Origin of the sequence: Paenibacillus sp. FSL R5-0636, assembly GCF_037974255.1 — a bacterium.
In the GTDB taxonomy this organism is placed as follows: Bacteria; Bacillota; Bacilli; order Paenibacillales; family Paenibacillaceae; genus Paenibacillus_AQ; species Paenibacillus_AQ odorifer.
Genome location: NZ_CP150232.1, coordinates 6006496 through 6030572 on the forward strand (window position 1 = coordinate 6006496; position 24077 = coordinate 6030572).

Here is a 24077-nt window from a genome sequence, read left to right on the forward strand (position 1 = left end):
TAACAAGGAGGAAACAACGTGAACAATATTACGCTTGGCGTCCACCTCATCGTTAACAATGAAGCTGATCTTCTGCCCCACTGTCTCACAAGCGTAGCAGGTGTTGACGAGATTGTGGTCATAGATACAGGCTCTACTGACGAATCCATAGCTATTTCCCAAGCGCACGGGGCTAGAGTATTCCAACGGGAATGGACAGAAAACTTTGCTGCAGCACGTAACGAAGGTCTCGATCAGGCGGATACCGATTGGATTCTAGTCCTTGATGCGGATGAACGCCTGCAAACTCCACTTCCGGAACTCCGCAGCCTCCTGCAAAACACGCAAGCTCAGGCTTTTACAGTACACATTGATAATTGGCTTGGCGTTCGGCCTGAAGATAAGGTAAAGCACAGTGCGGTTCGTTTATTCCGAAATGGACAGGGTTATCGATATAGCGGAAGAATTCATGAAGGAATTGACGCTGCAATCCTTAAATCACATAACATCTCGGCGATTGAGCATAGTGATATTGAGATTGAACACTTCGGATATATGCCGGAAATCATGGCACGAAAAAATAAAATCAAACGCAATGAACAGCTGCTGCGACTCGCTTTAGCCGAACAACCGGAAGATCCTTTTCACTCGTATAATTTAGCAGTCACCTGCTGTCAGGACGGTCGTCTTCTGGAAGCAGAGACATTACTTCGCCAGACCCTTCACCATGTGCCACTTGAAGCTTCCTACCGTCCTACGATGATTAGAGATCTCTGTAAAATTTATCTGACTCAAGGAAAAACCAATATCATAGATACCTTGCTGTTGCCTGAATTGGAGCGTTATGAGGATTACCCTGACCTGCATTTTTTATTAGGCCAATCTTTGGAGAGTCAAGGTTTGTTAGAACGTGCTTTTCAAGCTTATCAGCGTGCAGCATCCATTTCTGGAGATCAGGTTAATCAAAAATATGTATCTGAGCAAGGGATGAACACCTTCCGCCCACTTTATCGACTAGGATTAATCTCAGAGCGGCTTGAGCTTCAGGAGGACGCTGCGAGATTCTACCACCGTGCGCTTCAACACCACTCTTTATATAGGCCTGCCTTGCAGGGAATAGCTTCTGCTTTTCAACGCTTAGCTGTAACCGATGAGGATATTGCCACCTTGCTGATACAACTCGTCCCCCCGGCTAATGCTGCCCAACGAGCTGCGATTATTGACAGTTTATTTGCGATAAATGCTAATGAGGCCATCACTAACTTATCCCGAGACACTTTTCCCTTGGAATTAGAGACGGCAAATTGGATGATCTCTTCGCTCATCATTACCGGCAAGCTGGAAGACGCCTATACAACGATAAGACAAATGGCCTCCTTAGCTACGCAAGATAACCATGATTTAGAATATCTGAAAAAGTGGGCTACCCTCTGGGCTATTTGCTCTTGGTCGCTTTTTGGAGAATTCCACAATGACCTGCTAACCTATGTACCAGACGAACTTCGCTTCGGACTGCAATACATTCAGAAGTGCCACCAGCAACAAAAGGTAGATCCCGTCGAAGCAGAGGTAGATCCATTAACATTACATTCCTCATTCATTTCAGATTTGATCGAACAATCAGTAAAACTACACCAGCCCGCGTTAAGCGAAGCTTTGGTAAATTTGTTCCCTACCTTTCGGTCTGAATTAGCCGCAGCATTATATAAAGAAGGGAATAGGAATGCGGCAGGCGAGCATTTTATCAGGTTAGTTAGCGATCAAGCGGCTGATGCGAAGGTTCTTTTTTATATAGGTGAGATGGTCTTTGACAAGGGGCATTACACGGAAGCCAGTGAATGGTTTCAACAAGCGCTGGAGCAGATGCCTGAGCATGAGGCTGCCCGAGTAGGTTTAGCACTCTGTTACCTTCAGCAAGCGAAGCTTAGCATGGAGGAGGCACTGAACAGCTTGGATGCGGCTAACGTCCATGGTCCACTGCAAACGGATATTGGTGCCATCCATAAATCCATCTTTTTACTAAATCGTACACCGTGGCACACACAGTGGAGCTTCCGCCAGAGCGAGGGGAGGGCAGCCAAATGAACATGCCAAGCCAAAAACCTCTGATTTCGCTATGCATGATCGTTAAGAACGAAGCAGATAGCTTAAGCCAATGTTTAAAAAGCGTACGTGGTATCGCCGATGAGATCATAGTAGTCGACACTGGCTCTACCGACTCCACGCTACAAATTGCTCTAAGCTTTGGAGCTAAAGTTGTTCACCATCCTTGGAATGGCGATTTTGCCGCTGCCCGCAACGCGGGTCTTCAGCAAGCCCACGGACAATGGATTCTCATTCTGGATGGAGATGAGGAACTGGATGCGAAAAGTAAGGGGGAGCTGTTGCTGTGTGCGGAGCATTTGGAGTATGAAGCTTTTTTTCTGCGCATTCATAATCATAAAGGTTTAACCGCAGCTTCACAGACCATTACTGTTAATCCGATTATCCGCCTATTCCGTAACCGCCCGCAGTACCGTTTCAGCGGCATCATCCACGAACAGATTGCAGAAACGATCGTAAAAGCTACACCCAAAGCAGCTATGCATTTAAGCACCGTAGTCATCCATCATTACGGTTATGCAGACGGCGTAGTAGCAAAAAAAGATAAGATCAAACGAAATGTAGAGCTGCTCAAGGAACAGCTAAAGTTAAATCCCAATGACCCCTTTCACCATTTCAATATGGCTGTTGAATATATGCGGCTTAGTGAATATCAACCGGCTCTAGAGCATATCAAAAGATCACTTAACGAAGCTCCGCCCGACACAAGTTACGTTCATCTGCTGCACAAATATCAAATCCGCTGCCTGGCAGAATTAAAAGATTTCAACGCGGCGCTGGAAGCTTGCGACTTAGGGATAACCCTACATCCAGATTATCCTGACTTGGCTCATATCAAAGGTGTGCTGCTGTTTCAAATGGGAGCCCTAGCTGAGGCCAAAACAGCATTGCTGCAAGCCTTATTCATTGGAGAAGCCCCTTCCGGTTACCATACCGAGTCTGGATTCGGATCTTATTTGACATTTTATTTGCTGGGACAGTTATGCGAAGAAATAGGCGATCAGACCGAGGCCTGTGCCTGTTATACCAAAGCTGCTCAGCTTCATCCCGATCCAACGCCCATTATAACCCGACTGATCCGAGCCTTAAAATGTGCTGAGCGCGAAAATGAAATTTCGGGCTGGCTTCACGCTCATCTACCCGAATACACAGCTGCTAAAAGCGGACTTCTCTTAGATTTATTGCAGATTGAGGGATGTGATAAGGCAGCAAAACAGCTGATGAAGACCACAGGGCAGTCCTCATCTAATGACTCGTTATTTAATCCAGCCTATCACCCAGGGCGCTCGGAGCTTTTGTTGGCGGATCGTCTGCTTGCCTCCCTCTCTTCTTCAACCCCCTATTCTCCAGCGGCTAAAAGAGTGCGGCTCGCACTTCCACTGCCCAGAGTTTCAGATTAGGAAGGACGTATTCCTATGACCACACCGGATATTACACTTTGCATGATCATTAAGAACGAGGCAAACCATCTGGAGAAATGCTTATCCTCTGTGTGCGGGCTAGTATCTGAGATTATCATTGCGGATACAGGTTCAGAGGATAACAGTAAAGAAATCGCTCAGAGGTTCGGTGCAAAGATTATCGACATTCCTTGGGAAAATGATTTTACCAAAGCTCGGAATATAAGCCTAGAGTATGCAACTTCTGCTTGGGTTCTGGTACTGGATGCCGATGAGGCTGTGGATCATTGGAGTGAGAATCTGCTCCAGCCCTTGCTTGGTGCCGAGTATATTCATGGGTATTGGCTGCCCATTATCCACTATGTCGGTGATATACCTGAAGCGGATTTTGTTACAGATCATGTCTGTCGATTATTCAGAAATGACAAAAGAATTATTTTTCGCGGAAGTATTCATGAGGAGATTGCCAGCAGCATTTGGGAGCTTCCAGCGGGGGAGATCGCTTATGCAGATTTGCGTATTTTGCACTACGGATATTTAGAAGATGAATTGATGCGTAAAAATAAATATAACCGCAATTTAGCACTTATCAACAACGGTCTGCGGCTTCAACCAAACCATCTTTTTCTTCGTTATGCGTTAGGGGCAGAGTATTATCAGCAGGGACAATATAAAGAAGCGGCAGAGATCCTCCTTCCGCTGCTCACCTCCACTCCAGCCCCTTCCGGTTATGTCTCAGATATTTACCTTAAGACGGCTTACGCCTTACAACTATGTGGCCGAAAGCAGGAAGCTGAGGAAGTTTTTCGTACGGGGAGCGGTCTTTTTCCCGATTTCACGGATTTATTAGAAAGCTATGCCCTCCTGTTACTGGAACAAGGGAAGCTCAGCTCAGCCAAGCACTACTTGGAGCAAGCACTTCAGAGCGGGAATACAGCACATAAATACCCTTCTTCCTCGGGCAGTGGAACGTATCGAACAGAACTACTAGCCGGGAGAGTGTGTGAGAAGTTATACCAATACCCGGATGCGTGGAGACATTACGAGGCTTCCATACAACATAAGCCTGATTATACCGAAGCGTGGAAAGAATTTGTCCCACTAAGCCTTTTTTCTGGGGAGAAGGTGATGCTACGAGCATTGACCCACAACCATCTGCACTCTTTATCCCCTGATACTTTGAGTTATCTTCTGCCCGCAGCGCTCAATGCCCGCGATCCGGAATGGCAAGCTGAGCTTTCTACAGCCAGCCAGTTACCCTTATCTGTTCAGGTTGCATTGCAGGCGATTCTGGAAATAAACAATCAACCAGAACATCTTCAGACACTCGCACCGCTTGAACAGCTGCTTCATGATCCTTCCCATCTTTCCAACCGATCCTTTGTACTTGGCTACCTGTGGGCTTTCTCTTGCCGTATTGGAGATACTGAGTCTGCCATGCGCTGGCTTGTCTGTCTATTGCCTTACAGACCGGGGATTTTATCGATCCATCATCTTTTAGCGGGGAATTATAGGCTTAAAGCTGATCTTTCGGATCTCAACTATGCAGCACAATTGCTGCTTCAGACTGGTGCTTGGAATAGTTTATTAGCACTTTATCGGCATTCGCAAGGTTCTTCCTTTCAATGGTCCAGTCTGCCGCAGCCTTTACTTTACGGTTTACTCGAAGCCCCCACCTCCATAAAAAAACAATGGTGCTCTATTTATGTCAGCAAGCCTCCTCAATATCAAACGCCTGCGGACTGTACCGAGTGGCAATTATACGCTGCGATAGCCTACTCCTGCGGAGAGGTGCCCATCCTTCATATAGAAGATGAAGCCGCTTTGCGTAGAGTCGGAGGGGCTACCGCAGCCGTGAGCCTCGCTTATTACAAGCTGCAGCTCGCAGCAGAAGTTTATCCGCAAGGGATACCGTCAGCTCATCTCTCTTCTGCGCTGCTTCTGAGATCTGCCAGCCGGACTTAGCCGGTTGGCAGGGCAGATGCGGATTTCAATGCTCCTCTTGCCATTCTACCAGATGGGGCTGCTCATCAAGGATAGATTCGTACTGCTCCAGACTACCCCAGCGCCCCTCTGGATCAAGCTCCAGGTAACGCGAGTATTTTCGCCGAAGCTCCTCAGGGGATATCGCCCAACCATAATGTTTCACACGCAGCTCGGTAAGAAAACCCGGCAATACCGAATAAGAGAGCGGAAGTCTTGGCACATGATGATCCATTTTCGGAAAAAAATAATGAAAGTTCGGCAAATAGCGGACTAGTGTACGGGTATGCTTCGTGTGGATATTCCAATGCTCATCTTCACGGTAATGTGTGGTGCCGCCCCAAAAATCAAATAATCGGAAGGATACCCAGTCATACACATCCTGATCGATGAGTCGCCTCATCTCCCGTTTAGCAGACTCTTCATAGAACTCATCGGCGTCCACAGACAGCAGCCAATCCGGATTCGTAGATACCGCCAGCTCCCACAATGTTTGCCGCAGCTCCCATTCACGGTTAAACAAAGAGCTTTGCAGGGTTACGAGCTTCTTAACTTTGGCAAAAGAGAGACATAACTGAGCCGTATTATCTGTACTACCATCATCCACGATCACAATATCATCCACGAACTCACTTAATTCCTCCAGCACCTGCTCTAAATACCTTCCGGCTTCGTTCCTAACCTGCATTATAGCAGTCAGACGATTGCCAGATGTTTTGCGGAGTGGCCCTCTATGACTACTCATCCTCCACTCTCCTTCTCAATCGTCTTACAGCCTCTTCGAGATCTGCCATCTCTGACAAAAGTGGCCATGCCTGATTGTCTTGCCCTCCCGCATTTAAAAAGCTGCGGATGGCCTCGTGCCGCCTGCCATAAAGCAAGTGTATGGTGCCTTCCATGGCTTCATCCACATTTTCTTGCTCATGTTGCAGCACTATTGCCTTTTCCCATTGAAAAGTCCGCACATAATTTTGCACCAGCAACGCTTTTGCCTCGGAAGAAGTTAGCGGACTTAAAATTCTAACCGCCGCTGCCTCATCCTCATTCAGGTGGAACAACTCCGCGCGAACCAGTTCATCCTGCCCGGAATGGAGCCAGCCCTCCATCCTTTCTACTGCTTGCTTCTCCTCTGCGGTAAATGCTGTAATCGCAAATTGGCGGACTGCCGTTTCCAGATTCCCTGTCTTGGCTTCTATTGCAGAAAAAAAACGGAAGTGTGAAATAAGGCAATCCAAATATTCATACAACACCATTAACTCAAAGGATTGCGCCAGATATCGATTCGCTGTGGAGTCCACAAGCAAATACAAATAAGATGCTGCCAAATAATGTACAACAGGCTGGCTGGGCAGCTTGGCGCACATTGAGGTATAATAATCAGCCCTAAGCTGTAGTTGAATCCTAAACCAGTCCGTAGCAAGGAGGGGCTCCTCCTGCCATAAGTTCTCAATCGCCTTACTCCACAACACTTCATAATCTGTCAGAAAATAAATCCGCTCGCGCTGAAATACAACTCCATAGGATTCCTGCTGATCCCCGTCGAGATAAATAACACTCTCCCTGCACAAGCTCTGCTCCAGATAGATCCGTTCTGACCGGGTTCCTACTAGATCAGCCTTTGCTCCAAGCAAGCCGCTGTATTTATCCCATAAGACCTTATTTTCTTCTTCCGGACAGCCCTCTAACAAAGCCACTATATATCCTGCTTGCAAAGAAAGAACCTCGGGCAGCCAATAAGGAGAGGAGACCAGAAATGTGTACTCCCTCGCCTTGAGAGTATGAATATCCGCGATCATTACCGGCTTGATCTGGCTGTTAATCTGCTGCTCAAGAGTCATTCTTCCGGCAAAACAAACCTCTTCCCGCTCGGGAAGAAGATCCAACAGTCTTTTATATTCGTATTCCTCCCAGGAGCCTCTGCTCAGAATTAAATATTTCATGAGTGCGCCTCCCTGCCCCTGCTGCTATCTGCCTTCTTCCCCTGCGGTTCGGACAAATCCCCCACATAACCTATAGTTAGTGAAGCTTCAGGGTGAAGCTGCAATTGGTGCGAAGTGGACGCCTTACAGGTAATCACTCCAGGCACATTCCCGCCTTTATGAGCAACTCGCTCTAGCGGAAAAACAATTCCCGAAGGGTCTCCCTTAAGCAAATGCCCCACCTCTTCGTCCATATCCGTAGATAAACTAACGATCAAATCCGCGGAACCTTGGGTGATCGCCTTCACTACCCGTTCAACGTAATATTTCTCATACCTGATAGAGTCTGATAAATACACAGTTATCTCACTCTCAAATAATGCAGATGCATTCTTCAAAGCCCGCAGCCAAGCCTCTTGACCACGAACTGTAATCACTACATCCTGTTCATTTACTGGCAAGCCGGAAGCTGTGTTCATCCAGCTGTCCTTGATCCAGATCCAGCGAATATTCTTGTAGCTCTGCTGCTCCTGTGTAGCTGCCCATTCCTGCGGAAGATGGTCCCCATTCCCATCCTCTTCACAATAAACAATCGCAGTCACTAATGGCGTTGCCAAGGTTGCCTTACCGAGTGGAATAACAGGTTGTGTTGATTGTAAGAATCCATTCTGCGGTACAAGATGTTCTTCGTCTTCTAAGACATCTTGCAGCGCCCATTTTGTACTGTACGCCCGCCAGCCATCCGCAAGTGTTGGTCCGTTCAGCCTACTCCGGCCTCTATCAAGTGAATGTATAGCATGGACATACACAGCATCACTTAGCGCCAGCTTAGCTCCAGACTGCCGCGCTCGAAGACACCAATCGGCAATCATAAGAGGCCGCGCATGAAGCGAGGTGTCCAACCCTCCAATACGCTGAAGCAGCTCTTTAGAGAACAGGAGGCAAGAACCCGTTAGTACATCCATCTCTCGCCATTCTCCTTGGTGCCGGCTAAGACTATAGCTCACATGCGCAGCAAACTCATCATAGGTGCCGAAGTGAAGACGTTTCTTCCCTTCCCCTCTTTCGGTTGAAGAGCGAGGGGAAACCACCTTAACAGAAGCGTCATCAAAAGGAACCCACAATAGCTCATTTAGCCAGCCAGGCGATACCATGGTCGAATCTTCAAGTAAAACCGCGAAACTGGTTTCGATCTGTGCCAGAGCCTGGTTAGGCATGTACTCCTCTTTCTCATAAGGAACAAAGAGAATCGACTGCTCCTGTGAGAACTGTCCGGCTAATGTTTCCATAGGAAAATCAGGAGTCATTGCCACAGCAATAATGCGCACAGACTCTCCAGAATGGAGCAGCAGCAAGGGTAAGCAAGCCGCGGCACAATCCGGGCGGCTTAGCTCAACTACAAGGGTGATCCCATCTATACTCGGCAGTGGAAGTAGTCCCGTGCGTTCCAAGAACCCATACCTTCCCGCCAAGCGTTCCACATTCAGAGATTCTTGCGACATTAGGATTCACGCTCCATTTATTAAAGCTGTTCTACCTATAGTCTATGAGCGCTGAAGCGCGATATCCCCTTAATTTCCTCCGCCCGCTCCTTTATCTTCTTCCGTATGGTCTGCACCCGTACTCGCGGGATCAGTTGCCGCTGGAGACGGGTTGTTATCTTTCTGACTGTTGCTGGAGGTATCCTTACCCTGATCCACTGCTCCACTCTTATCCCCACCTACAGCTGGAGCAGGAATAGCAATTCCCGGAGCACTGCTGCCGTTCGCCCCCACAGGTTGACCTTGATTATCGTAGTAATACATAGGTACATCTCCAACAACCATCAGATAAGACACAGGAATTTCTGTATCCACTACCTGCGGCTCCATATCAAAAGGAATGACGACTGCAACCTCTGTCACAATATGAATATATACCTCGACCAGAATCATATTGATCCCAGCGTTTTGCTGGCGGGTACTGAGTTCAACCTTAACCGCACCTTGTGGTTCAATCTTGATCGGAATGTCGGGTCCATAAGAAGCGATAAGGGGACTGCCCAGCGCCTGCCCCAGCGGAATATATTCTGTTCGATTATGCAATTCCTGCAGCGTAGACTGAATGACCTGTGCCGCTTGCGAAGTAATACGCATATGCTCCGCGTAGTTGAGCATGAACCCTGATATTTTCCCGTTCTTATCCGTCTTCCAATCAATTAGCTCTTCCGCATTCCCTCCATTCGCAACCTGAGAGGTAATCGCCTTATTAATCGATTCCGTAGCGATTTGCTTCACACGTATTTGTGCTAAATGCAGGATGGGCGGCTTCATATGCAGCTCCACATAGCGAAGTGACTGCAGCACCAGCACAAGTATTACTAAAGATGCTATCAGCCAAAATTTGCGTCGGCTTCTTGGCTTATGTGTTTTTCCGCCTGCAACCGTTACCTTACTCTCTGGCCGGCTGGATAACCTAAAGCGGCCTTTGCTACGTTTGGCTTCAAAGCGCGTACGCTGCGGCCTAACCGCTGCCCGGCTGGGTTTTGACTTGAATGCGGAGCTTCTTGCTGAGAATCTCCGATTCGTGTCCCCATTTATTTTTGGCAGCCGAAAATGGCCTAGATCAGGTATTCTCAGCCTTCGGTTCCCCCATTTTTTCAATCTGCCCATTGCAATAGTCCCTCCCGCCTTACGCAGAGGTCAAGCCACCTCCACTTAATTTAAGGTATTCGCTAAGAGGACAAAAAAGAAGAACGTTCCCTCCGGCAAACTACGCCTGAAGAAACGTTCTTCATCCTTTAGATCATCAACTGGGAATATGATATTAGTGCATTCTGCTCCGCTTATCCTCCTGCAAATGGTCCCAATGACGCCGAATAAAGATGCCAATGAGAATAGCAATAAACACCGCATACCAGGTAAGATAACCATTCCATTCTTCACGCGGAACAATTAAAGTTGATCCAATCGTACCGAATAACCATATATAAGATAAATTACCAAGCACGGTTCCCCATATAAAGGATGAGGCTTTAATCGGTGAAACAGCAGACATGAAATTGATTACATTGTTCGGAATAATCGGAATCGTACGCAATAGTACCAGCGTCCAAATCCCGTATCGATCCAAGTAACGTTGCCATTTATCATAGCGCTTCAGTTTGGTTCTCCATTTTCGGTCAAACCAGTTATACAGATATCTCCGAATAAGAAAATACATCAGTATTCCGCCTAGATTGCAGGCCAGCCAACTGATCAGCATGCCTCCAATTACGTTAAAAACAGAGACATGCAGCACGATCAAAATTACGAATGGAAAAAATCCTAATATACTCTGCAAAAGTGCGAGCGGGATGGTCACGAATAAAATAGATGGCCCGCTAAGGCCCAGCGTTTGCAGCAGCCAATCAATCCAGGTATTTATGGTCTCTGTCATGAAGCAGTCTCCTCTCTTGACTCCTTGCAGCAGCTGCCTCCTGATTTACTTTGACAAAGCATAAGTCTAAGTGTGTAAACTAGGTATCCATTCTTATTGAAATATAAGCACAGTACATTAAGAGCTTGTAATACTTTGCTTATATTCCCAAGAAAAACACCCCTTACGGGGTGTTTTATTGAATGAGCTTGCTTATGAAGTGTAATGTGTAAAGAACAGTAGTTAGCGTACAAGTTACATTTTTGTTTCCATTTATTCTTCACATCATAACACAGTTTTTAATTTACTTACAATTCTATACCTGCAACCCAAGCATTCACTTTATCCGGATTGCTCTCAACCCAAGTTTTAGCGGCTTCTTCTGGTGACTTACCACCCTGAACCTCAATCATTACTTTAGCCATATCTTCCGCTGTCCATTCGAATTGATCCAGGAATTTGTAGACATTCGGCATGTCATCTTTCAGACCTTGGCGGACCATCGTGTGGATCTGTTCATCCGCACCATAAACCCCTTTTGGATCTTCCAGATACTTCAGATCCATATTGGCGAACATCCAGTGTGGTGTCCAACCTGTAACAACGATTGGCTCGTTGTTGTCATAAGCCTTTTGCAGTTCCTGAGCCATCGCTGCAGATGAGCTTTCAAGAAGTGTGTAATCGCTAAGATCATATTCCGCAATAGCCTTTTCTGTGGTTGTCATAATGCCAGCACCTGGCTCAATGCCGATAATGCGATTGTTCAGCTTTGCTGCCATATCACTGTTCTTCAAGTCTTCAATAGAATTAATATCCATATAGGCTGGAACAGCCAAGCCAACCTTAGTTCCGTTTAGATTCGCACCCAAATCTTCAATTTTTGCACCATACTTTTCTAGATAAGCCGCATGGGTGCTTGGCAGCCAAGCTGCAACCATTCCATCCGCACTACCGTCTGCAACCCCAGCCCACATTGGGCCAGCATCTACCTGCAGCATTTCAACGGTAGCTCCAAGCTTAGTTTCAAGTACTTCCTTTACTACATAAGTACTCGCAATTTCCGAATCCCATGCTACATATGCTAATTTTACCTTCTCTTTACTTGATGAAGAACATCCAGCAATAACAGCAATCATCATAATAACTAACAGGAATACCCCTATATTTTTCTTCTTCATTTATTTAAAACTCCTATCTTTGTTTTGGTTTTAGTGCGTTCTGTGTCAAACGGTCCAGCAGAATGGCAATAATAACGATCGCAATCCCTGCTTCGAATCCGTCTCCTGTCTTAGCCTGTGATACCGCACGGTATACATAGGCACCCACGCCCTGTGCACCAATCATCGATGAGATAACAACCATTGACAGTGACAACATAATTGTCTGGTTCACACCTGCCATAATTGTTGGTAAAGCGATTGGAAGCTGCAATTTAACTAATTTCTGAGTAGGTGTCGATCCGAAAGCATCTGCTGCCTCCACCAGTTCCTCCGAAACCTGACGAATTCCGAGATTGGTCAAGCGAATCGTTGGCGGAATTGCAAAAATAATCGAAGCTATAACCCCTGGAACTACGCCCAGTGAGAAAAAGGATACCGCTGGCAATAAATATACAAAAGCCGGCATCGTCTGCATAAAGTCCAAAATAGGCGTAACTATATTTCTAACGGTATTTCTCTGCGCACATAAAATACCAATCGGCACACCAATTACTACAGCCAATATCGAGGCGGTTAGAACAAGGGCCAAGGACTGCATAGAAGGTCCCCATAATCCAAGATTATCAATCAGAAGCAGCCCAATGACCGCAAATAGTGCCATGCGCCATTTACCGATCCAATAAGACAAAGCTGCAATAATCACGATAAGTACTAGTGCTGGCAGGAAGGTAAGTGCATTTTCAATGCCAGCCACCATACCACCGATAATCGAATGGATGAAGTCAAACAGGGGCCCACAATAAGTCGTCAGCCAATTTTCCAACCACTCGAGTGCCTTTCCCAAAGGCAGTTTAGGAATGTCCATTATAATCCTCCTTCCGGTACCGCGTTGCCGGCGAGTGCGGAAAGAACGGCTCCTTTAATCACAATACCCTTCAATTTATCCGCTTCATCTACGACGGCTACAGGCAAATGTGTCTCAGATATTAATTCAAAGAAATCATTGAGTAGCGTTTCCGGTTGTACACGTGGGATTTCTCTCCGCGTTACTTCCAGAATAGATTTATTATCATTCAGTGCCTTAAGGGCATCCTCAGCTGTAATAACACCCAGAAGCTTATTTTCCTTGTCCACTACATACAGACTGAATATACCACTGTCACGCATTAATTGAAGCGCTACCCGAGGCCCGCGTTCAGGTCTGACTGTTTCCGGCTGACGCATTACATGAGCTGCAGTCAACACCTTGGACAAGTCCACATCCTCCACGAATCGCTCTACATATTTATTGGCAGGTTGGATGAGGATTTCTTCCGGTGTACCAATTTGCACAATGACTCCGTCCTTCATCAGTGCGATCCGATCTCCAATCCGCAAAGCTTCGTCTAGATCATGAGTGATGAACACGATGGTTTTCTTCACTCTGGCCTGTAATTCCAGCAGCTCTTGCTGCATGTCTTTACGAATAAGCGGATCCAGTGCACTAAATGCCTCATCCATAAGCAGGATATCCGGGTCGTTAGCAAGGCCCCGTGCCAGTCCAACACGCTGCTGCATCCCTCCACTGAGTTGATCAGGACGATGATTCTCCCAACCTTTCAGACCTACCAGATGCAAAGCTTCCGTTGCCAGTTCAGTTCTTTTCTTTTTATCTACGCCCTGAACTTCAAGCCCGTATGCTGCATTCTCCAGTACGCTTCGATGTGGAAATAATGCGAACTTCTGAAACACCATACCGATGTTCTTCCGTCTGAATTGGCGCAGCTGCTCCGGATTCATTTTCACAACATCTTTCCCTTTAAAAAGAACTTGCCCCCCTGTAGGCTCAATCAAGCGGTTCAACAAACGAACCAGCGTCGACTTACCGCTGCCGGACAAACCCATAATGACGAATATTTCTCCTTCTTCAATGCTGAATTCGGCTTTGTTGACTCCGACTGTCAACTTCAATTCCTGAGCAATTTTTTCCTTCGACATCCCTTGCTCTAATAAAGGAATCGCGCGTCCCGCATCATGACCGAATACTTTGGTTAGTTGTTTCACCTCTATAATAGCCATGCCGTCCTCCTTCTCCCGAAATGTTATCCGGGTTTAGTTCACTTATAGTAGTTTACCGGACTATTGAAAATTCATGCAAACACCATATACGGATAAAATTTAGTGTACAGTTTTAACTTTACGAACTTTATGTATGGAATACTCTGTTTTACGCCAAATTCCTTTCTTCATGAATTCTTTACTTATGGAGGGGGATTTGATTACAATACATTGTATAAGGTTGCAGTCTATCGACCTATTCCTCAGGAGGGACATCATGAACGATTTAGAAGGGCTTACGCCCGAACAAATAGAGAAGATTAGTAAAGCCCGTGAACGTGTGATCGATTCTATCGGCAAAAACATGGATCTGTATGGCATTACCTTGTCTATTGGACATTTATACGGTTATATGTACTTCAATCAAGGTCCAGTGACACTGGATGAGCTCAGCAAAACAATGGGAATGAGTAAAACGTCCATGAGTACGGGAGTCCGTACCCTTCTAGATCTGAAAATGATCGACAAAGTATGGGGGAGAGGGACGCGCAAAGACTTGTTCACCACTGTGCCTGACTGGCATCAGAACTTCAGTGATTACTTCTCTATTAAATGGAGAAAAGCCGTCGAAGGTAATATGATCTCACTAGCGAAATCACTTGCAGAAATTAACGATATGAAAAAAGAGTATAGTGACGATAGTAAACTTATGCAGCTCTTAAATACAGATGAAGAAAAAATAACTGAATCCATTAACTACTACCGCTGGTTGCTGAAACTAATAGAATCTTTTGAGAGTGGCAAAATTTTTGAATTTATCCCTAAAGAAACTTAAATCTAACCCACAAAAAACACACACAAAAAAACGACAGTGCTCCTGTAAAAAGGAAAACACTGCCGTTTTTTTCGTTTACCCTTCGATCAAGCTTACATCATCCAAATAAATTGTACTGCCCGTGCTAATTTCACTATTCGTCTCCGTACCGTTCCCATCTATAAGCCCTAGCAAAAACACCAGATGAACACCTGCGTCTGTTGCCCCATTCATCGTAAATGTGTAGCTGTATTCGTCCATATTTTGGGTCAAGGCTACAAGCTCAGCTTCCATATATTTGGTGTAATCCCCGCCTTTATGCTCCACAGCTACCTGAATATTGCGGTTAACTGTAGAACGAGCTTTAAACTTCAAGGTGTACGTTTTTCCCTGAACAAGCTTCAGATTTTCGTAATCCACCTGTGCGCTAAAAGGGGCTTGCCCGGTACCTGTTAAGTTGATAGCAAATTCCCCCTCTTGAACAGAGGCAGATCCGATTCCGTCAAAATACTGGCTCCAGCCCGTTGCATCTACATCGAAGGTTCCATTATCCAGCGTACCGCTTGGCGGTATTACTGGTGGACCCCCTTGTACCTCCCTGACCACAATATCGTCAAAAGAAATCGTATGCGGCGTACTGTTAGCCGCAGGATCAGCGCCCAGCGTTTTGCCGATCAGATAATTAAGCTTCAGCGGATTGCTGTTCGACACCGTAAATTGTGCTGTATAAGTAGCCCAATCCGCATGAATATCAAACTTAGCTTGTGCGGAAGCAGCTGAAGTATTGGAGTATTCTAACACAATTTGCCGCGGAACCGTTGATTTCGCCTTGAAGCTCACCTCATACGTTTTTCCGCCCTCCAGTGGAATACCCTCTTGGAAAAATTGTGTATGCCACGCTTCCCATCCGGCCGACGTAATCAGGATTTCAGCTACGCCATCCTTCACATTAAACGCGGAGACGCCACCTTCTCCGGACCAGGTAGTCCAGCCTGTCTTATCGCTGCCAAACGAACCATTGATGACTAGATTGTTATCATTAGCTAGAATAGTCTGCGTGACAGTTGCAGTAACATAATGTTCAGCCTCAACAGTAATGGCATAACTTCCTTCGGCCGGAAATACTGCTGCTTCGATTGTGATTTTTCCCGGTTCAATAGTGTACTGCTCTGCATTAAGTGTTGTACCGTTAACCTTTACCGCCATGATTTGATTCCGCCAATTTGCATTGTCGATAAAAGTAAGCTCAATCGGCTGTGAAACTCTGTTATTGCTGCTGTCGCTTAGCAGCTCCTGCGGTTTGGCCGGTGCATTTTTGATCTCAAATTTCACATTGTCAATGATAATATCATGGTTTTGAGGAATACTAATCCCCTCAACCTTCCCAAGCAGGAATTTTAGAGACAATGTATCCTTGCTTCCTTGCCGGAATTCGAATCTGTAATGATTCGTCTCCGGCGTTACCTCCACGATATTGCTGAACGAGGCCTGATACGTACCATTTTCTACGTTCACCCCGATTTTGCGGATTACGGTTGAACTGGCGTCAAATTCAACCTCATAATCCATTCCAGCAGCAGCTTTCAAGTTGTTCTGAAACAACATTACAGAATACGCCTGACTGCCGGTATTCGTAATGCTAAATTTCGCTGCTCCATCTGCAACCGTAGCGCTGCTCTGACCACCCTGCTCTGTCAACAGGCGGTCCCAGGCGCTAAACCCAAAGTTAAATTCACCATTCAAGAGTGGGTAGTATATTAGCGATGGATCAAAATAGAAGCTAGTACGCAGCATCTGGAAATTATCCAGAATGACTGTATCCGCAGCACCGTTTAACAGTAATACGAATTGTCCTTCATGATCGGTTGCACCTGCAAGATTGATAAAGGTAGCTTTAATTTTTTGCTCACCTTCGCTTAAGTTAACCGGTTGTTCTGCCTGTACACTGCCGTCTTTCCCTAGTAGTTGAACCGTTCCTGTGCGTGCAGAGGAGACTGAAGCATTGAACGTAACCTCATAGTCCTGCCCTTGAATGAGCTGAATTCCCTTCTGAAGTAACCGAACCTCACCATTTTCACTGCCGCCAATCTGCAGCTTTAACTGGCCATTGTCATTAACGCTTGATTCTACCATGGCACCACCAGTTGCTTCCGTATGCCAATAACTCATCCGATTGGGTTCCCCAATATCGAAAGTACCATTGTACAGATGATTACCGTTGGCCAGCGGTTCCTTCACACTATCATGCGGGAATTGAATATTCTCAATCTCTTCTAATCTGACATTACCAAACCATACCGGTGAAGTATTGGTACCCACGTTGAACTCGACGCGTGCAGCAATATCTGAGTTTTCCTTCATTTGAAACATCGTCTCGTAATGGGTCATCGCTGAAGTTAGATCTACCTTAAGCGATGGAGAATACGCTGCAAATCCACGAGATTCTCCACCTGTTAACCGGACGCTCATACTGCGGGACATATCGGTTTTGGCATCGAAGCTGAGTTTATAGAACCTGCCTTTAGCTATAGATACGATAGCTTGGGGTTGAATCGAATAAAAATTGCCGCCACCACTGCTGATATCTACCTTCACATAATTGCGCTCCCCAATAGGAACGGTAGAAACCGTAGCTTCAGCCCCTGCTTCTTTATAAAGTACCCAATGTGCGGTATTCGGGATTCCCATACCGTCATCCCCCGGCACCTGCTCCGAATAATTGTTGTTATAGACCATGTTGCCGTCTGCCAGTGCAAGCTTGGAGCCTTCTGGATAGGCTTCCTTCTCCAGTGTAACTGGAATAGGCTCGCGGTACTCACGACCTGTCAGCTCATAGACTCTAACGTAATCGATCTCCATCGATTTTGGAAATACGGTTTCGCTAGTCGGATCACCATCAAAGTTACCGCCTACGGCCAGATTCATCAGCAAGTGGAACTTCTGATTAAACGGCGCTGGATACACATTATTGGCAGGCTGCCCATTGCTGATGCTATACCAGTCATTTTTGGTCGAATATAATTCACCATCCACATACCAGCGAATTTCGCCCGGCTCCCACTCAATAGAGTACGTATGGAACTGCTCAATCGTAGCGTTATCCGGAAATACATACTCTTTGCCGGAGTATACATTGTTCGGCGCCATACCGCCGTAATGAATCGTCCCCGCTACCGTGTTTGGACGACTGCCCCAGCCTTCCATAATATCAAGCTCACCGGAAGCAGCCCAAGTCCCGTACACATCGTTCTCCGGCAGCATCCAGATCGCCGGCCAGTACCCTTTTCCAGTAGGTGCTTTGGCCCGAATTTCAAATTTGCCATATTTTTTACTAAACAACCCTTTAGTCTTAATCCGTGTAGAAGTATATTGTTTGCCAGCTTTTTCTTCTTTGTGGGCCGTAATGATCAGGTTACCGTCCTGTTCCTTTACATTCTTCTCATCGTTGGTATACCACTGCTTCTCATTGTTTCCCCAACCTGGATTGTTGTATTGCGAACCATCTCCAAGGTCATAGGTCCACTTTGTAGCATCAATGTCTCCATCATCAAACTCATCCCCCCACACCAGTGTCCACGGATCAGTGGTCGGTGTTGGTGTTGGTGTTGGTGTTGGTGTTGGTGTTGGTGTTGGTGTGGCTGTTGGTGTCGGTGTGGCTGTTGGTGTCGGTGTTGGTGTGGCTGTTGGCGTTGGCGTTGGTGTCGGTGTCGGTGTTGGTGTTGGTGTTGGTGTTGGTGTTGGTGTTGGTGTTGGTGTCGGTGTCGGTGTCGGTGTTTCGGTTGGTGTTGGTGTCGCTGTTGGTGTCGGTGTTTCGGTTGGTGTTGGCGTTTCGGTTGGTGTCGGTGTTTCGGTTGGTGTTGGCGTTGCTGTTGGTGTCGGTGTTTCGGTTGGTGTTGGCGTTTCGGTTGGTGTAGCAGTGGCCGTAGGTGCCGCCGTTGCTTCAGGTGTGGCGCTTGGCGTCGTTATTGGACCTACATTCCCCGAACTGCTTGGCGCTGAGCTTGCTATTGGCAATGTTGTTTTGCCAGTGTTTCCTTTTTTCAATGCTACACCGCCAATCGTCACTCCATCGGCTTTGTTATCTATTGTGGTTACGCTTCCGCTGCCTTGAATTGCTGTAGCTCCAGCGCTCGCAGATAGGATTAGTGCCGCCACTTGTGAATTGTTCTCCAATGTTAAATGGGTCGGACTTCCCAGAGTAAGGCTGCCGACAGTTCCAAGGATTCTTAACAAAGAACCGCTGACTGCTGAGTCTGCCGAACGAACCGCTCCAAATGTTCCGCGAAGCGAAATATTGTGAGGAACGACATCCATCTCAACATCCCCAAACCCTGCCCCGGTAAGATCGCTGCTTTCTTCCAAGATTGACCCAGATAGCAGCTGCACAGTACCCACAGCTGTCGACCCGCTGGCATAAATCCGAACCTTACCATTAGGCTTGGCTACTTGAAGCAGTCCAAGAGAAGTATGGTGTAAGCCGATACTTTGCTCGCCGCCTCCCCGTACAAAAGTAGTCCCTGTTACCTTTACACCTTCAAGCTTTGCATTCCCTTCAGCTATCCCCTCGGTTAGATAAAGATTACCTTGGATGACCGTGTCTTTAAGAATCACATCAGCCCGATTAATGACTACATTGCCCTTTACTGTTCCTAGTGAAGTCTCTCCTGATTTCAGGAGGAGTCCCGAAACCATTCGATCAGCCAACTGAGCTAACTCTGCACGGGTGATCCCACCATCAGGCTTAAACAAACCTCCAGGATAACCTTTTACATAACCTGCACTCGATAGAACGGCTATTGCTTTTGCGGTTTCATCGCTGACTCCGTTCAGATCGGTGAATGCTGTTGTACTGCTTTTGTCTGCATTGAAACGAAACACTTTCTCCAATGCTAACGCTGCCTCCGCGCGCGAAAGTGCTTTTGAAGGATAAATATTGTTCTTCTGATCACTGCTTAAATAACCAGCTGCAATCCCTTTGGCTATATCATTTTTATACCAGTCTGTGGTCTGGACATCAGCGGGAACCTTATCCGATTGCTCCTGATAATTAAATATACGATTCATAATAGCTGCGAATTCTGCCTTCGTGACTTCCTTACCCGGACGAAACGACCCGTCGTCATATCCGCTTATGATCCCATTTGTGCTCCAACGCTGTAATGGGCCTGCGGCCCAATGATTTGGAGATACATCGGTAAACGCTTTCAATCCATTGATTGGTTCATTTTCCACTTTCGTTGCCGCTGAATCAGGTGAGTTTTCCTTTAACGCCTCTGCCGCTGAAGCATTCATGCTCCCAACCGGTGATAGCAGCCCGGTGACAAGGAGCATAGCAGCAAGTGCTGCTGTGAAATTCCTTTTCATCCTAAACATCACTCCTCGAATTTCGTAATATTCGTAATTCAAGCGAAAAATCGAAATCGGTTTCGACAATGCTATTGTTGCTTAGTTTTCTATTTTTGTAAAGATGTAATTTTGAATTTTTTTACATAGATTATTTTGGAGTAAATCTGCATAGTGAAATATATATTTGACTTGTTTCGGCAATAATAATAGACTGAAAATAATTGAATTTTCATTCACCCTATTCATAATAACTCGCAAATAACCGCTCTAGAACAGTCTTTTTCTCAAATTTCAACGATTTAGCGGAGGGTGGCATTATTAACTATGAATATCAAAATGATTGCCGAAATGGCCGGCGTTTCTGTCTCGACTGTTTCGAAAATTATGAACAATTACAGTGATGTTTCCGAAAAGACCAAGCAAAGAGTTTTGGAAATCATCGAACAAACCGGATATTCACCTTCCAACTCCGCCAAGACACTCGCAACTAAGAAGTCGAATCTGATCGGGGTTATTTTTGCTGGCGAGCTTAATGTCGAATTTACACATCCCTTTTTCGTAGAAGTGCTAAATTCTTTTAAAAAGCAGATGGGCGTTCTGGGCTACGATCTCATTTTCTTTTCCAACGAGAAATTCATCAGCAGCGGCGATTATTTCGCTCGATCTGTTCATTTTAATGTGGATGGATGTGTCATTATTTCCGGGCAAAAGATGGAGCCTACCATCCGCGATCTGGATATGAGCAGTATTCCTTGTATCGGGGTCGACCTTGAGCTAAAGGGCAAAAAATCCGGCTTTGTGATGTCAGATAACTTTCAGGTTTCTTCCAAGGTCGTGGAGCATTTTTATCTGCTTGGCTATAGAGAACTTGGATTTATCGGAAGTGCAGCGGATTCAGATATTTCTAACCTGCGGGAATCCGGATATGTCAAAGCTATTGAAAGCTTCGGCCTCACTTTGAACCGTCAGTGGTTTGTTCATGGCGACGATTTCTTTGAGCCCAGCGGTTATACGGCTATGCAGCAATTAATTCAAGCTGGAAATTTACCAAAAGCCATTTTTGCGGCTTCTGATTTGCTGGCTCTGGGAGCCATCCGGGCTTTGAAAGAACACGGTCTCAGCGTGCCTGAAGATATTGCCATTATCGGATGTGACGACATTGAAGCCTGTAAATATACCAGTCCAAAACTGTCGACCATCCGCCAGAACAAAGAACGGCTTGGCATCCTCGCTGCCCATATGCTCTATGACTTGATTAACAATCAGTCTGGCGGTGGATCATTTGTAGTGGAGCCTGTGCTTATTGTGCGTGAATCCTGTGGCAGTCAATTAAATACTTAGTTAATCAACAAAAAAAGACAACTTATGTAAGCGGGTTTCCGCAAACGGCGTTGTCTTTTTATTGATTATCGAAAATGTTTCGTTATCTATCTTCATTGGTCTCTAGCTGGCCGAACTCCACCTCTTAATATGGAGTAGGTATCCCTACCTGATGATCCAAATTCAACTCAATCAATTGTCCTGCCTGGGTTAATCCGGCACCAAAACCATACATCAGGATCTTTTGTCCATTTTGTACCTTGCCCTCGCGGATGCCCAAATCGAGTGCTAAAGGAATCGTGGCAGCAGATGTATTGCCGAAATTCACAAGACTGTGCAGCACCTGCTCCAGCGGATAATTTAATCGCTCGCAAATTGGCTCAATCATCCGCATATTAGCGCTGTGTGGAATAAACCAGTCTACTTCCTCCAGACCTACCTCCGCTTTTTCTAGCACCTGTTGCACACCTAAAGGAACCGTTCTGACCGCCCAGCGAAACACTTCTCGTCCGTTCTGTACCAGCATTTGTGTATCTACCAGCTCAATATTGTTTACAGTATGGGCAAGCCCCGTACGGTAAACATGATGTGCCCCACCGCCATCACTTGCCAGCTGGAAGCCTAAAAATCCCGTCGTCTGCTCATCACTTTCCACAAGCACTGCTCCAGCGCCATCCCCAAAAAGAATACATGTACTGCGGTCAGTATAATCCGTAATCTTGGAGATCGTATCCGCACCAATAACCAGTACCTTGCGATGCATTCCTGAAGCCACATAACTGTGAGCAGTATGCAGTGCATAGACAAAACCTGCGCATGCTGCACTCAAATCCATAGCACCAGCAGTCTGCGGAATGTTAAAACGATTTTGAATCAAAGAAGCTACTGAGGGAAAGGAAAAGTCAGGTGTACTCGTAGCTACCAGGACCATATCGACATCCTGAACGCTTTTTCCATAACGAGTCATAAGATCCTGCACAGCTGCTGCACATAAATCACTTGTATACTCATCCTGCCGACTAATTCGGCGCTCACGGATTCCGGTCCGTTGCACAATCCATTCATTATTTGTATCTACGATCTGCTCCAGATCGGCATTAGTCAGTCTTTTGGCTGGGACATAGGTTCCGATAGCGGTAATTTTTGCACCTGTCATTCCAATCACCTCTTCAATTAGTATCTGATATTAGTACTTGGTACTAATTATAACTCTGTGCCTGCTAAAAAGTAAAGAAGGCCGGTAAAGCATCCTAGCTTCCCGGCACTTCCGAAACCTTACGAACCCACTTAGAAACGTTTCCTATTACGCTGCTTTCTTTTTCTGACGAACAATATAATCGCAGTTGCAATAACCACCACTAAAATGATAAGCACAATCACGATATTCCATACATTAGGCACATAAACCTGCATTTGAATTGGCTCTGTATCCGCTAGTGTAACATTCCAAGTAAGGGTTCTGCCGTCCTCCACATTTGCATTATTGTCTCCATATAGATCCACAGGTAACGTTAATTTAAAGTCGAAAGCCATGTTTTGCAAAAAAGCCCGAATAATCGGCTTCGATAAACTGAGCGATCCCATATTATCCATTATGGTGTCTATGTAGCTATTTAATTTGGGCTTCGCCTCAACGTCATATTTGGTATAAAACCAATTATCTTTGGTATCTAATTTCAGGTCCACAATATCCAAGTCACCAGAAAGTGCTTTCATATCCTCAAAAGAGGCATAAGATTTCACGAATTCATAGACTGTAAATTTTCCATCTTGGCTTTTCTCTAGCTCAATCCCCTGATCCTTAAGTTTGTTTACCAGAGCATCTTCCATTTTTCCGCTAATCAACGCTTCTGCACGCGAATTCACTTTCATGTTCACTGCAATATCTACGCTTCCGTTCTTATTCACTGTGACATGAGCAGTGCCTTTAGAACAGCCTGATAATAGTACAAGCATTAAGAGCAGCCCTAGTAACGAAAACCCTCTCCATTTTGACAACAACATTTCCCTCAAACCCTTCAGTAACATGTATTTATATAACGGCTACCCATTCTATAAAGGCTAACTCATTTATATCATAGAATCAAACTCTATATGAATGAATAATCAAATTTGAGAACCGTCAAACTTAAACTTTATACGCGCATAAAAAAGAGGCCCTCACAGAAGTAATCATTTCTACTCATGAGGTAACCTCTTTCATAAAAACAGCACACGTAATGTTACTTCGAACGCTAGTTGTTCATACGATGCTCAATGTTACTTGGAGTGCCTATTGTTACTCAAGATGCTCATTGTTACTTGGAGTGCTCGACGTTACTCGGGATGCTCAATATTACTTGAAGTGCTCGACGTTACTCGGGATGCTTAATGTTACTTGAAGTGCTCGACGTTACTCGGGATGCTTAATGTTACTTGAAGTGCTCGACGTTACTCGGGATGCTTAATGTTACTTGAAGTGCTCATTGTTACTTGGAGTGATCGCTGTCGCTTGGGTGCACGGTGTTACTTGGACTTTCAAAGTCGCTTTCGGACTCCAGAGCCGTTATTTCCCCACAAACACCTCTTTTCATGAGCTATCGGACTCCAGAGTCACTATTGCCGCAAAATCACCCCATTA

16 protein-coding genes are annotated in these 24077 nt (G+C 45.8%); 5 read left to right on the forward strand and 11 right to left on the reverse strand.

The genetic code is table 11. From position 1 onward, the window contains the following. Positions 1–18 precede the first annotated feature (18 nt). The 3 genes from MKX34_RS27495 to MKX34_RS27505 are packed head-to-tail and all read left to right on the forward strand — an operon-like array spanning position 19 to position 5447. Positions 19–2064 (forward strand): TPR domain-containing glycosyltransferase, encoded by a 2046-nt coding sequence (locus tag MKX34_RS27495; protein ID WP_076297333.1) that lies wholly within the window; start codon positions 19–21, stop codon positions 2062–2064. Further along, a complete protein-coding gene (locus tag MKX34_RS27500) occupies positions 2061–3482 on the forward strand; it encodes a glycosyltransferase (RefSeq protein WP_076297334.1) in 1422 nt (473 codons plus the stop codon). Before MKX34_RS27495 ends, MKX34_RS27500 begins: the two co-directional genes overlap by 4 nt. Before the next feature lie 15 nt (positions 3483–3497). Then, the gene (locus tag MKX34_RS27505) at positions 3498–5447 is read left to right on the forward strand and encodes a glycosyltransferase (protein WP_076297335.1); all 1950 of its coding nucleotides are present in this window, start codon (positions 3498–3500) and stop codon (positions 5445–5447) included. A gap of 25 nt (positions 5448–5472) precedes the next feature. On the opposite strand, the gene MKX34_RS27510 is transcribed toward MKX34_RS27505, so the two are convergent. The 8 genes from MKX34_RS27510 to MKX34_RS27545 all read right to left on the reverse strand — a co-directional run bounded on the left by MKX34_RS27510 (position 5473) and on the right by MKX34_RS27545 (position 13998). Beyond that, positions 5473–6210, reverse strand: coding sequence for a glycosyltransferase (locus tag MKX34_RS27510; RefSeq protein ID WP_076105323.1), 738 nt, complete (start codon positions 6208–6210; stop codon positions 5473–5475). Next, entirely contained in the window at positions 6203–7405 is a 1203-nt protein-coding gene (locus MKX34_RS27515; protein WP_076297336.1) for a hypothetical protein, read from the reverse strand. The genes MKX34_RS27510 and MKX34_RS27515 overlap by 8 nt, the downstream gene beginning before the upstream one ends. Beyond that, entirely contained in the window at positions 7402–8886 is a 1485-nt protein-coding gene (locus tag MKX34_RS27520) for a hypothetical protein (RefSeq protein WP_076297337.1), read from the reverse strand. The genes MKX34_RS27515 and MKX34_RS27520 overlap by 4 nt, the downstream gene beginning before the upstream one ends. Positions 8887–8955: 69 nt before the next feature. Beyond that, a complete protein-coding gene (yunB, locus tag MKX34_RS27525) occupies positions 8956–10035 on the reverse strand; it encodes a sporulation protein YunB (protein WP_076141798.1) in 1080 nt (359 codons plus the stop codon). A gap of 154 nt (positions 10036–10189) precedes the next feature. After that, positions 10190–10801, reverse strand: coding sequence for a VTT domain-containing protein (locus tag MKX34_RS27530; RefSeq protein WP_036685356.1), 612 nt, complete (start codon positions 10799–10801; stop codon positions 10190–10192). Between the two features lie 287 nt (positions 10802–11088). Further along, a complete protein-coding gene (locus tag MKX34_RS27535) occupies positions 11089–11958 on the reverse strand; it encodes a glycine betaine ABC transporter substrate-binding protein (protein ID WP_038573223.1) in 870 nt (289 codons plus the stop codon). A gap of 13 nt (positions 11959–11971) precedes the next feature. After that, positions 11972–12805: a proline/glycine betaine ABC transporter permease gene (locus MKX34_RS27540; protein WP_036685360.1), complete on the reverse strand. Its 834-nt coding sequence runs from the start codon at positions 12803–12805 to the stop codon at positions 11972–11974. Then, entirely contained in the window at positions 12805–13998 is a 1194-nt protein-coding gene (locus MKX34_RS27545) for a glycine betaine/L-proline ABC transporter ATP-binding protein (RefSeq protein WP_036685362.1), read from the reverse strand. The genes MKX34_RS27540 and MKX34_RS27545 overlap by 1 nt, the downstream gene beginning before the upstream one ends. A 256-nt stretch (positions 13999–14254) precedes the next feature. On the opposite strand from MKX34_RS27545, the gene MKX34_RS27550 reads away from it, so the two are divergent. Next, complete coding sequence (locus MKX34_RS27550; RefSeq protein ID WP_036685364.1) at positions 14255–14812, forward strand: transcriptional regulator; 558 nt, start codon at positions 14255–14257, stop codon at positions 14810–14812. Between the two features lie 75 nt (positions 14813–14887). Here MKX34_RS27550 and MKX34_RS27555 read toward each other — a convergent pair whose 3' ends face one another. Further along, complete coding sequence (locus MKX34_RS27555) at positions 14888–20155, reverse strand: carbohydrate binding domain-containing protein (protein ID WP_179089321.1); 5268 nt, start codon at positions 20153–20155, stop codon at positions 14888–14890. A gap of 306 nt (positions 20156–20461) precedes the next feature. Between MKX34_RS27555 and MKX34_RS27560 the strand changes: the two genes are divergently transcribed. After that, positions 20462–21478: a LacI family DNA-binding transcriptional regulator gene (locus MKX34_RS27560; RefSeq protein WP_036685366.1), complete on the forward strand. Its 1017-nt coding sequence runs from the start codon at positions 20462–20464 to the stop codon at positions 21476–21478. A gap of 124 nt (positions 21479–21602) precedes the next feature. Here MKX34_RS27560 and MKX34_RS27565 read toward each other — a convergent pair whose 3' ends face one another. After that, a complete protein-coding gene (locus MKX34_RS27565) occupies positions 21603–22613 on the reverse strand; it encodes a ketoacyl-ACP synthase III (RefSeq protein ID WP_076297338.1) in 1011 nt (336 codons plus the stop codon). A gap of 131 nt (positions 22614–22744) precedes the next feature. Beyond that, entirely contained in the window at positions 22745–23413 is a 669-nt protein-coding gene (locus tag MKX34_RS27570) for a DUF3153 domain-containing protein (protein WP_076297339.1), read from the reverse strand. Positions 23414–24077 lie beyond the last annotated feature (664 nt).

What these genes read in the sequence shown, in the direction of transcription:
- MKX34_RS27500 (WP_076297334.1), top strand. Translation starts at nt 2,061, where the DNA reads ATGAACATGCCAAGCCAAAAACCTCTGATTTCGCTATGCATGATCGTT.
- MKX34_RS27505 (WP_076297335.1), top strand. Translation starts at nt 3,498, where the DNA reads ATGACCACACCGGATATTACACTTTGCATGATCATTAAGAACGAGGCA.
- MKX34_RS27510 (WP_076105323.1), bottom strand. Translation starts at nt 6,210, where the DNA reads ATGAGTAGTCATAGAGGGCCACTCCGCAAAACATCTGGCAATCGTCTG.
- MKX34_RS27515 (WP_076297336.1), bottom strand. Translation starts at nt 7,405, where the DNA reads ATGAAATATTTAATTCTGAGCAGAGGCTCCTGGGAGGAATACGAATAT.
- MKX34_RS27520 (WP_076297337.1), bottom strand. Translation starts at nt 8,886, where the DNA reads ATGTCGCAAGAATCTCTGAATGTGGAACGCTTGGCGGGAAGGTATGGG.
- yunB (WP_076141798.1), bottom strand. Translation starts at nt 10,035, where the DNA reads ATGGGCAGATTGAAAAAATGGGGGAACCGAAGGCTGAGAATACCTGAT.
- MKX34_RS27530 (WP_036685356.1), bottom strand. Translation starts at nt 10,801, where the DNA reads ATGACAGAGACCATAAATACCTGGATTGATTGGCTGCTGCAAACGCTG.
- MKX34_RS27535 (WP_038573223.1), bottom strand. Translation starts at nt 11,958, where the DNA reads ATGAAGAAGAAAAATATAGGGGTATTCCTGTTAGTTATTATGATGATT.
- MKX34_RS27540 (WP_036685360.1), bottom strand. Translation starts at nt 12,805, where the DNA reads ATGGACATTCCTAAACTGCCTTTGGGAAAGGCACTCGAGTGGTTGGAA.
- MKX34_RS27545 (WP_036685362.1), bottom strand. Translation starts at nt 13,998, where the DNA reads ATGGCTATTATAGAGGTGAAACAACTAACCAAAGTATTCGGTCATGAT.
- MKX34_RS27550 (WP_036685364.1), top strand. Translation starts at nt 14,255, where the DNA reads ATGAACGATTTAGAAGGGCTTACGCCCGAACAAATAGAGAAGATTAGT.
- MKX34_RS27555 (WP_179089321.1), bottom strand. Translation starts at nt 20,155, where the DNA reads ATGAAAAGGAATTTCACAGCAGCACTTGCTGCTATGCTCCTTGTCACC.
- MKX34_RS27560 (WP_036685366.1), top strand. Translation starts at nt 20,462, where the DNA reads ATGAATATCAAAATGATTGCCGAAATGGCCGGCGTTTCTGTCTCGACT.
- MKX34_RS27565 (WP_076297338.1), bottom strand. Translation starts at nt 22,613, where the DNA reads ATGACAGGTGCAAAAATTACCGCTATCGGAACCTATGTCCCAGCCAAA.
- MKX34_RS27570 (WP_076297339.1), bottom strand. Translation starts at nt 23,413, where the DNA reads ATGCTTGTACTATTATCAGGCTGTTCTAAAGGCACTGCTCATGTCACA.